Source organism: Paraburkholderia sp. J41 (genome assembly GCF_905220235.1).
Classification (GTDB): Bacteria; Pseudomonadota; Gammaproteobacteria; order Burkholderiales; family Burkholderiaceae; genus Paraburkholderia.
In genome coordinates this window covers 82,923-96,937 of sequence record NZ_CAJMZE010000019.1, presented here as the reverse complement: position 1 = coordinate 96,937, position 14,015 = coordinate 82,923, and the positions used below count along the sequence as shown (strand labels likewise).

At 65.4% G+C, this 14,015-nt stretch carries 13 protein-coding genes; 8 read left to right on the top strand and 5 right to left on the bottom strand.

Annotated elements, in window-relative coordinates:
* Positions 1–139 precede the first annotated feature (139 nt).
* The 5 genes from U5805_RS20255 (at position 140) to U5805_RS20235 (ending at position 4,912) form a co-directional block, all read left to right on the top strand.
* Positions 140–1,090 carry a branched-chain amino acid ABC transporter permease gene (locus tag U5805_RS20255; protein ID WP_322105279.1) on the top strand — a complete coding sequence of 317 codons (951 nt, stop codon included), beginning with the start codon at positions 140–142 and terminating at the stop codon, positions 1,088–1,090.
* Positions 1,091–1,104: 14 nt separating this feature from the next.
* Positions 1,105–2,274, top strand: coding sequence for an ABC transporter permease subunit (locus U5805_RS20250; protein WP_322105278.1), 1,170 nt, complete (start codon positions 1,105–1,107; stop codon positions 2,272–2,274).
* Between the two features lie 21 nt (positions 2,275–2,295).
* Positions 2,296–3,072 carry an ABC transporter ATP-binding protein gene (locus tag U5805_RS20245; RefSeq protein ID WP_322105277.1) on the top strand — a complete coding sequence of 259 codons (777 nt, stop codon included), beginning with the start codon at positions 2,296–2,298 and terminating at the stop codon, positions 3,070–3,072.
* Complete coding sequence (locus U5805_RS20240; RefSeq protein ID WP_322105276.1) at positions 3,072–3,788, top strand: ABC transporter ATP-binding protein; 717 nt, start codon at positions 3,072–3,074, stop codon at positions 3,786–3,788. Before U5805_RS20245 ends, U5805_RS20240 begins: the two co-directional genes overlap by 1 nt.
* A 224-nt stretch (positions 3,789–4,012) precedes the next feature.
* The gene (locus U5805_RS20235) at positions 4,013–4,912 is read left to right on the top strand and encodes an SMP-30/gluconolactonase/LRE family protein (protein ID WP_322105275.1); all 900 of its coding nucleotides are present in this window, start codon (positions 4,013–4,015) and stop codon (positions 4,910–4,912) included.
* Between the two features lie 228 nt (positions 4,913–5,140).
* On the opposite strand, the gene U5805_RS20230 is transcribed toward U5805_RS20235, so the two are convergent.
* The 3 genes from U5805_RS20230 to U5805_RS20220 all read right to left on the bottom strand — a co-directional run bounded on the left by U5805_RS20230 (position 5,141) and on the right by U5805_RS20220 (position 8,246).
* Positions 5,141–5,635, bottom strand: a complete 495-nt coding sequence (locus U5805_RS20230) for a GNAT family acetyltransferase (RefSeq protein WP_322105274.1) — start codon at positions 5,633–5,635, stop codon at positions 5,141–5,143.
* A 41-nt stretch (positions 5,636–5,676) separates the two neighbouring features.
* Positions 5,677–6,861: an acetylornithine transaminase gene (locus U5805_RS20225; protein ID WP_322105273.1), complete on the bottom strand. Its 1,185-nt coding sequence runs from the start codon at positions 6,859–6,861 to the stop codon at positions 5,677–5,679.
* Between the two features lie 353 nt (positions 6,862–7,214).
* Positions 7,215–8,246, bottom strand: a complete 1,032-nt coding sequence (locus tag U5805_RS20220) for a CDP-6-deoxy-delta-3,4-glucoseen reductase (RefSeq protein ID WP_322105272.1) — start codon at positions 8,244–8,246, stop codon at positions 7,215–7,217.
* A gap of 114 nt (positions 8,247–8,360) precedes the next feature.
* Between U5805_RS20220 and U5805_RS20215 the strand changes: the two genes are divergently transcribed.
* Positions 8,361–9,416, top strand: a complete 1,056-nt coding sequence (locus U5805_RS20215; protein WP_322105271.1) for an NAD-dependent epimerase/dehydratase family protein — start codon at positions 8,361–8,363, stop codon at positions 9,414–9,416.
* A gap of 37 nt (positions 9,417–9,453) precedes the next feature.
* Here U5805_RS20215 and U5805_RS20210 read toward each other — a convergent pair whose 3' ends face one another.
* Positions 9,454–9,642, bottom strand: a complete 189-nt coding sequence (locus U5805_RS20210) for a hypothetical protein (RefSeq protein ID WP_322105270.1) — start codon at positions 9,640–9,642, stop codon at positions 9,454–9,456.
* Positions 9,643–9,796: 154 nt separating this feature from the next.
* Positions 9,797–10,504, bottom strand: a complete 708-nt coding sequence (locus U5805_RS20205) for a 16S rRNA pseudouridine(516) synthase (protein WP_322105269.1) — start codon at positions 10,502–10,504, stop codon at positions 9,797–9,799.
* 370 nt (positions 10,505–10,874) lie between these two features.
* On the opposite strand from U5805_RS20205, the gene poxB reads away from it, so the two are divergent.
* Together poxB and U5805_RS20195 are read left to right on the top strand one after the other, a co-directional pair.
* On the top strand, positions 10,875–12,593 hold the full coding sequence (gene poxB, locus U5805_RS20200) for a ubiquinone-dependent pyruvate dehydrogenase (RefSeq protein ID WP_322105268.1): 1,719 nt from the start codon (positions 10,875–10,877) through the stop codon (positions 12,591–12,593).
* Between the two features lie 400 nt (positions 12,594–12,993).
* Positions 12,994–14,010, top strand: a complete 1,017-nt coding sequence (locus tag U5805_RS20195; protein WP_322105267.1) for a hypothetical protein — start codon at positions 12,994–12,996, stop codon at positions 14,008–14,010.
* Positions 14,011–14,015 lie beyond the last annotated feature (5 nt).

The following is a 14,015-nucleotide window of genomic DNA, read 5'->3' as shown; positions in this document are numbered from 1 at the left end:
GCGGCAACGCGAACCGGCTGCGGCCAACCGTTACCGGTCTTTTACTTCAGTACCCGAGAGTGTCGTTGCGGTTCCGTAAAACATCGCCCACCGGCCGATGACAAGCGCGAATCCGGTCGCACGGGCTAAGGAGCATTAAATGGATATTTTCATCCAGCAGATCCTGAATGGGCTGGTGCTAGGCAGCATCTACGCCATCATTGCACTGGGCTACACCATGGTGTACGGGATTCTGGGCATCATCAACTTCGCGCACGGCGACGTGCTCATGGTCGGCGCGATGGTCGCGCTTTCCGCGATCACCGTGTTGCAGAACCACTTCCCGGGCCTCGGCCACATTCCCACGCTGATCATCGCGCTCGTGGTCGCCGCCGCCGTGTGCGCGGTCGTCGGGTACACCATCGAGAAGGTCGCCTACCGGCCGCTGCGCCGCGCGCCGCGCCTCGCGCCGCTCATCACCGCCATCGGCGTGTCGATCCTGCTCCAGACGCTCGCCATGATGATCTGGGGCCGCAACCCGCTCGCATTCCCGCAGCTCATCTCGACCGACCCGATCAACGTCATCAAGCCGACCGAAACCGGCGTGGGCGCCGTGATCTCGCCGACTGAAATCGTCATCATCGTCGTGGCGTTCCTCGTGATGGCCGGCCTGCTGCTGCTCGTACACCGCACCAAGCTCGGCCGTGCGATGCGCGCGATCGCCGAAAACCCCAACAACGCCTCACTGATGGGCGTGAACCCGAACTTCGTGATCTCGGCCACGTTCATGATCGGCTCGGCGCTCGCGGCGCTGGCCGGCGTGATGATCGCCTCGGAATACGGCAACGCGCACTTCTACATGGGCTTCATCCCCGGCATGAAGGCGTTCACGGCCGCGGTGCTGGGCGGTATCGGCAACCTGGGCGGCGCGATGGTGGGCGGCGTCGTTCTCGGTCTCATCGAACAGCTCGGCGCGGGTTACATCGGCAACCTGACCGGCGGCGTGTTCGGCAGTAACTATCAGGACGTGTTCGCATTCGTCGTGCTGATCGTCGTGCTCGTGTTCCGTCCGTCGGGGCTGCTGGGCGAACGTGTCGCGGACCGCGCATAAGGGAGTAGCACAACATGACTTCAATTCAACCGATCGAGCCGTCGACGACGCTCATCCCCGAAAAGAACCGCACGAAGACGCTGACGGTGGGCATCGCCACGGCGATCATCGTCGCGATCCTGCCGTTCATCGTGGGCGCGACGGGCGGCAACTACTGGGTGCGCGTGCTCGACTTCGCGATGCTCTACGTGATGCTCGCGCTGGGCCTGAACGTGGTGGTGGGCTTCGCGGGCCTGCTGGACCTGGGCTACATCGCGTTCTACGCGGTGGGCGCCTACGTGGCCGCGCTGCTCACCTCGCCGCACCTCACGACGCAGTTCGCGTGGATCGCCAACATGCTGCCGGGCGGCATGCATACGCCTTACTGGATCGTGATTCCGGTGGCGATGGCGCTCGCGGCGATCGCCGGCATCTGTCTGGGCGCGCCGACGTTGCGCCTGCGCGGCGACTATCTCGCGATCGTGACGCTGGGCTTCGGGGAAATCGTCCGTATCTTCATGAACAACCTCGACCGTCCGGTCAACATCACCAACGGCCCGCAGGGCATCACGGGCGTGGCGCCGCTGGAAATCGCGGGCTTCAATCTCGCGCAGCCGCACGAGATTCTCGGCTTCACGTTCACCTCGGTGTACATGTACTACTACGCGTTCGTGGTGTGCGCGCTGCTCGTGATCTGGGTATGCACGCGCTTGCAGCACTCGCGTATCGGCCGCGCGTGGGCAGCGATCCGCGAGGACGAAATCGCCGCCAAGGCAATGGGCATCAACACGCGTAACGTCAAGCTGCTCGCGTTCGCGATGGGCGCGTCGTTCGGCGGCCTTTCGGGCGCGATGTTCGGCGCGTTCCAGGGCTTCGTGTCGCCGGAATCGTTCACGTTCTGGGAGTCGGTCGTGGTGCTCGCCTGCGTGGTGCTGGGCGGCATGGGCCACATTCCGGGCGTGATTCTCGGCGCCGTGCTGCTCGCGATCTTCCCCGAGTTCCTGCGCTCGACCATGGGCCCGCTCCAGCACTGGATGTTCGGCCATGAAATCGTCGATACGGAAGTGATCCGCCAGTTGCTCTACGGTCTCGCCATGGTCGTCATCATGCTGTATCGCTCGGAAGGCCTCTGGCCCGCGCCGAAGCACGAGGACAAGATCGCGAAGATCGCCAGGCGCGGCAACAAGAAGCCGGTGCGCGCGTAAAAGACAGGTCAGGAGAATTCCATGAGCAACAAATCCATCCGCCTGTCCGTGAAGGGTGTGAACAAGCGCTTCGGCGGCTTGCAGGCGCTGTCCGACGTGGGCCTTCAGATCGAGGAAGGCACGATCTACGGCCTGATCGGCCCGAACGGCGCCGGCAAGACCACGTTCTTCAACGTGATCACGGGCCTCTACACGCCGGATTCGGGCGAATTCAAGCTCGACGGCACGGAATACAAGCCGGAAGCGGTGTATCAGGTGGCGAAGGCGGGCATTGCGCGCACGTTCCAGAACATTCGCCTCTTCGGCGGCATGACGGCGCTCGAAAACGTGATGGTCGGCCGTCACGTGCGCACGAAGCACGGCCTGATCGGCGCGGTGCTGCAAACGCCTTCGGAGCGCAAGGAGGAGCGCGAGATCAAGGAGCGCGCGATCGAGCTGCTCGAATACGTGGGCATTTCGCAGTACGCGGATTACACGTCGCGCAATCTCTCGTACGGCCACCAGCGCCGCCTGGAGATCGCCCGCGCGCTCGCGACCGATCCGAAGCTGCTCGCGCTCGACGAGCCGGCGGCCGGCATGAACGCGACCGAGAAGGTCGAACTCACGCGCCTGCTCGACAAGATCCGCGCCGATGGCAAGACCATCCTGCTGATCGAGCACGACGTGAAACTGGTGATGGGCCTGTGCAACCGCATGACAGTGCTCGACTATGGCAAGGTGATCGCCGAGGGGCTGCCGCAGGACGTGCAGAAGGACCCGAAGGTGATCGAGGCATATCTGGGCGCGGGGGTTCACTGATGGCAACGCCGGTACTGAAAATCAAGGGTCTGCAAGTCAATTACGGCGGCATTCAGGCGGTCAAGGGCGTGGACATGGAAGTTCGCGCAGGCGAGCTGGTCACGCTGATCGGCGCGAACGGCGCGGGCAAGACCACGACGATGAAGGCCATCACGGGTCTGAAGGCGTACTCCGCCGGCGACATCGAATACATGGGCCAGTCGATCAAGGGCGTGCCCGCGCACGAGCTGCTCAAGCGCGGCCTCGCGATGGTGCCGGAAGGCCGCGGCATCTTCGCGCGCATGTCGATCGTCGAGAACATGCAGATGGGCGCGTACCTGCGCAACGACAAGGACGGCATCCAGAAGGACGTCGATCGCATGTTCGGCTTCTTCCCGCGCCTGAAGGAACGCGCCACGCAGCTCGCGGGCACGCTCTCGGGCGGCGAGCAGCAGATGCTGGCGATGGCGCGCGCGATCATCTCGCGCCCGAAGCTGCTGTTGCTCGACGAACCGTCGATGGGGCTTTCGCCGATCATGGTGGAGAAGATCTTCGAAGTGGTGCGCACGATTTCGTCGGAAGGCATCACGGTGCTGCTGGTCGAGCAGAACGCGCGTCTGGCGTTGCAGGCGGCGAACCGCGGCTACGTGATGGATTCGGGTCTCGTGACGATGGAAGGCGAGGCGAAGCAGATGCTCGACGATCCGAAGGTGCGCGCGGCGTATCTGGGCGAGTAAGCGTTTTCGCTTTAACGGTGTTGCCGGAAACCGGGTTCCGCAGGGTGCGGAGCCCGGTTTTTTTTCGCCGATACGCGCGCGCCGAACGCTGGCGCACCGCTTGCGCATACCGCTCGAAGCGCCCGTCGCGCGTCAGGCGCATCATCGTTGACGACGCGGCGACGCAATCGAACTCGAGAGGAATTCCGGCGTCTGAGAAGTTCGCACCGAACGGAGAAATTGCCATGTCGAAGCTTGAATGTGTGCTGCCCGCCGCCGCGGCGCTCGGCGAATGCCCGCGCTGGGACGAACGTCGCGGCAAGCTCTGGTGGGTCGATATCCAGGCGCCCGCGCTGCACGGCTTCGATCCGAAAACCGGCGAGGACGTGAAGATCGACATGCCCGAGAACATCGGCTGTTTTTCGCTCACGGAAAACGGCGGCTTTATCGCCGGCATGCGCACCGGCATTTTTCTGCTCGACGAACACGGCAAGGTCGTGCGCAAGCTTTGCGACAACCCGGAAAATCCGGCTACGAGCCGCTTCAACGACGGCCGCTGCGACGCGCGCGGCCGCTTCTGGCTCGGCACGCTCGACGAACCGAAAGCGGGCAACAACGCCGGGCTGTATCGCTACGACAGTCGCGCCGTCAGCGGCAAGGACGCGCTAGTGCGCGTCGACGCGGGCCTGCTCACGTCGAACGGCATGGCGTTCAGCCCCGACAATCGCTATTGCTATCACTCGGACACGCCGCGCTTCACGATCTATCGCCACACGCTCGACATCGAAACCGGCGAAGTCGGCCCGCGCGAAGACTGGGTCAAGTTCACGCCGAGCGACACCGATCGCGGCCGCCCCGACGGCGCATCGGTCGACAGCGAAGGCTATTACTGGGCAGCGTTGTACGAAGGCGGGCGCATCGCGCGCATTTCGCCCGAGGGCAAGGTGGTGGAGGAGCACGCGCTGGCGGCGCGCTGCCCGACGATGTGCGCGTTCGGCGGCGACGACCTGCGCACGCTCTACGTGACCACCGCGCGCAAGGGCCGCCCCGACGACGAGATCGCGCGGTATCCGCAGTCGGGCGGCGTGTTCGCGATGCGCGTGCCCGTGCCGGGACTCGTCGAGCCGCGCAGCAACGCCGCCTAGGAAGGCGTTTGGGATGCCGCCTGGGAGCCGCGCGAGACGCAGCTCAAGCGCTTGCAGCCAATGGACCGCGCCGCGCGGCGCCGCTTGTATCGCTTGTACCGCTTGTATCGCTTGTGCGGCGTCCCGTAATCGCCAGCGTCGATATGTGGAGCGGTCTCCGGCATGGAAATCGCGCCGGGCGCCGATGTTTCGGCATCCTACGCAAATATCCGCGACGCGCCGCCCGCGTCAGCTTGCGACGGGTTCCGCCGCGGCGAGCCGCTTGCCGAGGCTGACCACGGCGTCGGCGCGATAGCCGAGCGCGTCGTAGAACGCGAGCACGTCGGGTTTGTCGCTGAGCACTTGCAGGTTGAGCTTGAGGCAGCCCATCGCGGCGAGCGCGGTTTCGGCATGACGCACGAGGCGCGTGCCGAGACCGTGCCGCCGCGCGTGCGGCGCGACCGCGAGGGAATAGAGCCAGCCGCGATGCCCGTCGTAGCCCGCCATCACCGTGCCGACGAGCGTGGCGCTTTCATCGCCGCTTTCATCGCCGCTTTCATCGCCGCCATCGTGGCGAACGGCGACGAAAAACAGCTCCGGCTGTGTGCCGAGCTTGTTCGCAATCGACAGGCGCGGATTGCGGTGCGGCCGGCTCGTGTCGTTGTACTCGGGAAACGCTTCGAGCCAGAGTGCGAGCACGGCCTCGGTATCGGCTTCGGTGAACGTGCGGATCGTGATGGACATTGCAGGCTGCCTGGTTCTGCTTGCGGTTGCGCGAGCGCGGCTTAGAGCGAGTCGAGGATGTTGCGCAGCATCGCCATCATCTGGTCGATTTCCTCGTTCGTTACGTTGAGCGCGGGCATGAAGCGCAGCAGATTCGGGCGCGCGGCGTTGAGCAGCAGGCCGTCCGGCTGCATCAGGCGCGCCTTTTCGACGATCTGGGGGCCGATGTCCTTGCCGAGCAGCAGCGCGCGCAGCAAGCCTTCGCCGCGCTCGCCCTGGAAGCCGCGTTCCGCCGACAGTTCGAGCAGCTTCTCGCGCAGATATTCGCCGCGCGCGCGCACGCCTTCGAGAAAACCGGGGGCGACGAGCTGCGAGATCACCGAATAGCCCACGGCCGTCATGAGCGGATTGCCGTTGTAGGTGCCGCCCTGGTCGCCCGCCTCGAACACCTCGATTTCCTTCTTGCACAGCAGCGCCGCGAGCGGCACGCCGCCGCCGATGCCCTTGCCGAGCGTCATGATGTCGGGCTCGACGCCCGAAAGCTCGTAGGCGAAGAGGGTGCCCGCGCGGCCGCAACCGCTCTGCACTTCGTCGACGATCAGGAGGATGCCGTGCTGCTGCGTGAGCGCGCGCAGTTGCTGCATGAATTCGCGCGTGGCGGGAATCACGCCGCCTTCGCCCTGGATCGGCTCGAGCATCACGGCGACGGTTTTCGCGTTGATGAGCTTCTCGACCGAGGCGATGTCGTTGAGGTCGGCCTTCGGAAAGCCCGGCACCTGCGGCGCGTAGATCGTGTCCCAGCCCGGCTTGCCGCTCGCCGACATGGTGGCGAGCGTGCGGCCGTGGAAGCTGTGATCGAACGTGATGATCTCGAACGCGCCGTCGCGATGCTTCTTGCCCCACTTGCGCGCGAGCTTGATCGCGCCTTCGTTGGCTTCGGCGCCGCTGTTCGCGAAGAACACCTTGTCGAAGCAGCTATGCTGCGTGAGCAGGCCGGCGAGCTGCGCCATCGGCGCGTTGTAGAAAGCCGGCGACGGGTTGATGAGCAGGCGCGCCTGTTTTTCGAGCGCCTCGATCATGCCTTCGTTGCAGTGGCCGAGGCTGTTGACGGCCCAACCCTGGATGAAGTCGAGATATCGCTTGCCTTCGTTGTCGTAGAGCCACGACCCCTTGCCATGCGTGAAAACGATTTCGGGCCGGTTGGTGATGTACATCAGCGACTCGATCGGGTACTCGGAAAAATTCATGGCAACGGCTCCGCGCTGGGGACTGCAAAGGTTGAGAGAGAGCTGCAAAAACGGCTGCAAAAACAAAAAGCCACGGGCTGGCCGTGGCTTTCGTGATTCGAACTTTCCTGTGCGTTGTGGCGAAACCCTTGGGGGTACCACCCTGTGCAACGCGCGTCCGCGACTAGCCAGGCCCTAGAGGTGGGGCAAGCGGCGACGTCGAAGCTCGGACAGGATGCGGTTCATGGGCGCAAGAATACGACAAGCGCAACGGCGATGTAAACCATCAATGTACGCACGCTCCAGGAAATTTTCTTGACGGGCGCTTCGGGCATTGCGCGCGGGCATCCCGCGCACGTGCCTCGAAACCCCGGTCAGACCGGATTCGCGAGGTCGGCGGCGCTCGTGAAGGAGTCCGCATAGAACTCGTCCTCGGGCAGCCCGTGATGCTGCGAGAAGTCGCGCTGCGCCGACTCGACCATGACCGGCGCGCCGCACGCGTACACCTGATACGCCGAAAGATCGGGCAAATCCTCGATCACGGCGCGGTGCACGAAGCCCGTGCGGCCCGTCCACGCGTCGCTCGCGGCAGGCTCGGAGAGCACCGGCACGAAGCGGAAGTTCGGAATTTCGCGCGCCCAACGTTCGGCGAGATCGAGCAGATACAGATCCTTCTTCTGGCGCGCGCCCCAGTACAGCGTCATCGGGCGATTGAGGCTCTTGTGAACCGCATGCTCGACGATGGCCTTGAGCGGCGCGAAGCCGGTGCCCGACGCGAGCAGCACGATGGGCTTGTCCGAATCTTCGCGCAGGAAAAAGGTGCCGAGCGGCGCCTCGAAGCGCAGAATGTCGCGCTCCTTCATCTGCGTGAAAACGTGGTCGGTGAACTTGCCGCCCGGCATGTGGCGAATGTGCAACTCCAGCGGGCCTTCCTCGTGCGGCGCGTTCGCCATCGAGTAGCTGCGGCGCGTGCCGTCCTTGAGGATGAACTCGAGATACTGGCCGGCGAGATATTGCAGGCGCTCGTTGGCGGGCAGTTGCAGCTTGAGCACGACGACGTCGTCGGCCACGCGTTCGATCGCCGAGATGCGGGTAGGCAGCTTGCGCACCTGCATGTCGCCGACGCCCGCGATTTCGCGAATGTCGATTTCGATGTCGGTTTGCGCCGTCGCGCAGCAGAACAGCGCCATGCCGCGCGTTTTCTCGTCGTTCGAAAGCGCCGAGGCCGCGTGCGCGCGCTGCTCGACCTCGCCGCCGCAGACCGTGCCCTTGCACGATCCGCACGCGCCGTTCTTGCAGCCGTACGGCAGGCCGATGCCCTGGCGCAGGGCCGCGTTGAGGATGAATTCGTCGGGCTCGACCTGGAACTGGCGGCCGCTTTGCTTGAGCGTTACGTTGAAAGCCATGTCGGGGAAAGCGAAAGTCTCAAATTCGAAAGGTTGAAAGGACCGCGCGCCGGTGCGCTCGCGTTGCCGGCGCGGACGGCGCCTTGCGGGTTCCGGCGGCTAAAATGGTTGACCATGATCGCCATGAGAAACCTGCGCCGAGCGCGCATCCTGATAGTGGGCGCCGGCGACGTCGGCCTGCGCTGCATCGACCGGTTGCACGGGCGGGCGGACCGCGCGCGCGTTTTCGCGCTGACGCGCCGCGCCGAACGCGCCGCCGAACTGCGCGAGGCGGGCGCCGTGCCCGTCGCGGGCGACCTCGACGCGCGCGCGAGTCTCGCGCGGCTCGCCGGTCTTGCGAACGTCGTGCTGCACCTCGCGCCGCCGCAGAAAACCGGCGACGAGGATGGGCGCACGCGCCGCCTGATCGCCGCGCTTTGCGCACGCCGCCGTTCGCGCGCGCGACCCGCGCTGGCGGGCATGACGCGCACCGCGTTCGGCGCTTCTCGCGCTTTCCGCACTCCCCGGCTCGCCGCTTCGGCCGCTTTAAAGCCGACTATTGTACCCGAGCGCACCCGGCGCTCCCGTCGCGCCCCAGAGCCTGGCAAGCGGCTTGTCTACGCCAGCACGACGGGCGTTTATGGCGATTGCGGCGGCGCGCGCATCGACGAAACACGCACCGTGCAGCCCGCGAACGCGCGCGCGATCCGGCGCGTGTCGGCCGAGCGGCAATTGCGCCGGGCCACCGCGCGCGGCGCGCTTTCGGCCACCATCGCGCGCATTCCTGGCATCTATGCGGCCAACCGCCTGCCGCTCGCGCGGCTGGAAAAGGGCACGCCCGCGCTCGTCGAAGCCGACGACGTCTACACGAGCCACATCCACGCCGACGATCTCGCCGCCATCCTGCTGCGCATGGCCACGCACGGCCGCCCGGCGCGCACGATCCACGCGGCCGACGACAGCGAACTCAGGATGGGCGACTATTTCGACCGCGTGGCCGATGCGTTCGGCATGGCGCGCGCGCCGCGCGTGAGCCGCGCGCAAGCCGAGCGTGCGCTCGACCCCGTGCTGCTTTCGTTCATGCGCGAGTCCCGCCGTCTCGCGAATACGCGCTTGAAGCGCGAGCTGCGCGCGCGCCTGCGTTATCCGGATGTCGACACGTTCCTGCGCACGCTGCCGCCGCGTTCGTGAAACAGCAGGCGCGGCGGCGCGGCGCAAGGCGAGCCGTTCACGTGATGGCCGGCAGCGCCTCGATCAGGAGAAAGCACAGCAGCGCGCCGATGAGCGCGCCGATCAGGTTCGGGTGGTATTGATGCCGCAGATGCATCGACGCCAGCAGCCCGCCGATCAGAATCGCCCCAAGCGCCACGAATGCCATCAACACGTATGAGAACTGGAATGTGCCGTGGATGCCCATGATGCCCCTCCTTGCTACTTGTAATCGTTGTTTAACCAAGTATAGGGCGGCGTGTCAGGAAGGGCATGCTGCACCGCCGCGAAAATAGGGGCAGTTGGCAATCCCCGGTGCGGCAACGCACGCAGGGGCCGGCATTGGCGCGCGCGGCCGTGGTTTACCCGTTGTTGCACAGCGCGTCGAGGGCGGCGCGGTCGAGCCATTGCCACTGACCCGGCGCGAGCGAAGCCGGCAGCGCGTAGCCGCCGATGCGCTCGCGGTGCAGCGCTTCCACGCGGTTGCCCGCCGCCGCCACCATCCGCTTGACCTGGTGGTACTTGCCTTCGAGCACCGTGAGTTCGAGTTCGTGCGTGCCACGCGCCAGGGCCGCGACGGCGGCGCTCGGTGCGCGCTCGCCGTGCAGCAGAACGCCGTCGCGCAGCGCGTTCAACTGCGTTTCGTCGATGGGATGACGCGTGGTCGCGAGATAGACCTTCGGCACCTTGCGTTTGGGCGAGGTGAAGGCGTGGACGAACTGGCCGTCGTCGGAAAGCAGCAGCAGGCCGGTGGTGTCCTGGTCGAGCCGGCCGACGCACTGCACGTTGCGCTCGCCGAACTGCGGCGGCAGCAGATGAAACACGCTCAGGTGATGCTGCGGATCGCGCGAGCACTCGTAGCCCGCGGGCTTGTTGAGCGCGATGTAGGCGCGCTCGTGAAACGGCCATGCAACGCCGTCGACGCTGAAAACGAGACCGGCGGTGTCGAAGTCGGCGAGCGGGTCGGTGCAGATTGCGCCCGCAACGGCGACTCGAGCGTCGGCGACGAGCCCGCGGCATTGGCGGCGCGTGCCGAAACCCTGGCTGAAGAGAAGGCTTTCGAGATTCATGACAAACGCAAAACGGCGTGTGAACTCCAGGGCGGCCACGTGGGGCCGCTACGTCGCGACCGCTACGTGGCGACGGAGTGAAGGCCGTATTCTAGCGGTCGCGCGGCCGCCGCCCGGCCCGCGCTTCTCTTTTCAGGCGCCTTTCACCCGCGCACGGTCAGACCGCGTATTTCGCGCGGATGGCGTAACGTATCGCGAGGCATCGGCGAAACCCCGCTCACGGCGGCGCACGCGCGGCACGCAACGCGCGGCACGCAACGCGCGGCACGCAACGCGCCAGCCGGTGTTCCTTCCCATTCCCTTGCGCGCAGCGCCACGGCCGCGAAGCCGCCCGCGCGCGCTGCGCCTGACCGTTCACGTGGAGAACAGCATGGCGAAGACGATCGCGGATCATTTGGCGAAAACGCTCGAGGCAGTCGGCATCGAGCGTATCTGGGGCGTGACGGGCGACAGCCTCAACGGCCTTTCGGCAAGCTTGCGCAAGCTCGGCACGATCCGCTGGATGCACACGCGCCACGAGGAAGTCGCGGCGTTCGCGGCGGGCGCCGAAGCGGCGGCGACGGGCCGGCTGGCCGTGTGCGCGGGCAGTTGCGGCCCCGGCAATCTGCATCTCATCAACGGACTCTACGACGCGCATCGCAACCGCTCGCCGGTGCTCGCGATCGCGGCGCACATTCCGTCGACGGAAATCGGCCTCGGTTATTTCCAGGAAACGCATCCGACCGAACTCTTTCGCGAATGCAGCCATTACGTCGAACTGGTAACGAACCCCGCGCAGTTTCCGCGCGTGCTCGACACGGCGCTGCGCACGGCGATCGACCAGCGGGGCGTGGCCGTGATCGTGCTGCCCGGCGACGTCGCGCTGCTCGACGCGCCCGACGAGGACGCGACGTGGGCGCAGGCCGCGCGCCCGGCCACGCTGCCTTCGTCGGCGGACATCGACCGGCTCGCGGAACTGCTCAATCGCTCGGAAGCGGTGACGCTCCTGTGCGGCAGCGGCTGCAAGAGCGCCCACGACGAAGTAGTGGCGCTCGCGGACGCGCTCGGCGCGCCGACCGTGCATGCGCTGCGCGGCAAGCAATATGTCGAATGGGATAACCCGTTCGACGTGGGCATGACCGGTTTGATCGGCTTCAGCTCGGGCTATCACGCGATGATGTCGTGCGACACGCTCGTGATGCTCGGCACCGACTTTCCGTATCGCAACTTTTATCCGCAGAACGTGAACATCGTGCAGATCGACCGCGACGCCGCCGCGCTCGGCAAGCGCGCGCCGCTCTCGCTCGGGCTGATCGGCGACGTGCGCGAAACGCTGCGCGCGCTCACGCCCAAGCTCACGCGCAAGACCGGGCGGCGCTTTCTCGAGCGCGCGCGCGAGCATTACGCGAATGCGCGCAAGGGACTGGACGAACTCGCGCGCCCGGCCGCCGCGGGCAAGCCGTTGCATCCGCAATACGTGGTGGCGCGTCTGAACGAACTCGCCGACGACGACGCGATCTTCGCGGTGGACGTGGGCACGCCCACGCTGTGGGCCGCGCGCTATCTGACGATGAACGGCCGGCGCCGCCTGCACGGCTCGTTCAACCACGGTTCGATGGCGAACGCGATGCCGCAGGCGCTGGGCGCGCAGGCCGCGCACGCCGGCCGGCAGGTGGTGTCGCTTTCGGGCGACGGCGGCTTGTCGATGCTGCTCGGCGACATTCTCACGGCGCGCCAGCTCGACCTGCCGATCAAGATCGTAGTCCTGAATAATGGCTCGCTCGGCTTTGTCGCGATGGAGATGAAGGCAGGCGGCTACGTGGAAACGGGCACCGATCTCGCGGCTACGAATTTCGCCGATATCGCGAAGGGCGCGGGCTTGTTCAGCGTGCGCGTGGAGACGTCGGAGGCGCTCGACGACGCGTTGCGCGCGGCGTTCGCGCATCCTGGGCCGGCGCTGGTGGACGTGGTCACGACGAAGCATGAACTCGCGATGCCGCCGAAGCTGCAATGGGCGCAGGCGAAGGGCTTCAGCCTTTATATGCTGCGCGCGGTGCTGAGCGGGCGCGGGGACGAGGTGGTGGAGTTGGCGCAGACGAATTTGCGCTGAAAAGCAAAAAGCCCATCGGGTTAGGGATGGGTTTTTTGCCGGGATTTTTTTGTGTCGGGTCGGAATGGAACAGTGCTGGCAATAGCTTGCCGGGCAAGGGTTCTGCAATTTTCTGGCTTGAGAAAACTTAAAAGCAACCCCCGGGTATCGTTCGCTGTGTGGTTTGCTGTCCACGTCGCAAGCGCAAGACGGTGAATATGTTCCGGCTGTCAACCTGAACAATCCCCAACATCGCCGCGATCGCGCTTTCAATATTGCAGGCGGCGTTGTAATCGGCAGCAGTGCGGGCGACAGCCCACAGGTCATGCACATCGCATCAACCGATGCGACAGTCCAGATAGCGCAAGGTCGGCCGCTTGGTGACGTGCTAGTAAACACGCCACAACCAGGTGGAGGTGACATGTCGTTACCCGAATGGGGCAATTCGTATAACGCGCTCTATGTGCCGCTGAAGGGCGGCTGGCAATGCGCATTAGTGCCCGCTCACGATATCGAAGACGTAGACCGTGGCTGGCGGCTCTCTTACGAGGAGAGCCAAAAAGCGCGCAAGGCGCGCGAAGAACAGATGGCCCAGGACAGGCGGGATTTCGACCAGTTATTCCGGGTTAGCATTGGCCGGAAAGCGTCGCGTGCCTCTGTCGATTTCAGCGCCTACGCGGGCTTCATCGGCAAGCATGTACGTGGGCGATGGCACACGCCGACCGACGGCGAAGACATCACGCGCATTCTGTGCGAAGCGGTGCGCGATGGCCTGATCGTCCCCGCCATTGATCGCGACTGGCGCGGCAGTGTCGGCGTATCGAAGCGCTACGCACCGCAAGCCTGGAGCGAAACATATCGAAGCGGCGGAGGTGGAGCGGTCGCCAGTACGCCGCGCGCGAAGACTTTTCGCCAGTCGATGATGGAATCGATGGGCCTCGATGCCGACGGCGCGACGGCCTACATCGAAAAGTACAACGCGATGGTCGAGCGCATCGAAGCTATACAGGCCGTGAACGCTGCAAGGCGTGCAGCCGCTGCCCTGGAGAGCAACGGCGACGACTTGCTTGGCGTGGTGGTGGCGGCCGGGGCCGTGCTCGGTGGTGACGATTCAGGCGATGGTGATGATGCGGGCGGAGACGGTGCGATGTTCAGTGACGCCACGAGCGACGCCTCTACGCCGCTCGGCGACGCGCAGGCATTCGAATACACGCCCGATGCTTTGGGCGGGGATGCTGTCGGGCTAGCGGCCAACGATCGCGGGAGCATGTACGCGTGCGACATCATCTCGTCCGAGTGCAAAGGCTCAGTGTTGCGCGAATTTCCGGGGCAATATCTGAATTCGACGCTCGACGATATCCAGGGCGATGCTCAGGACGGTATCAAAGACGCTCGGAAGGCGCTCAAACTACTTAATGATGGCCGCTTCAAAAAATAGGAGCC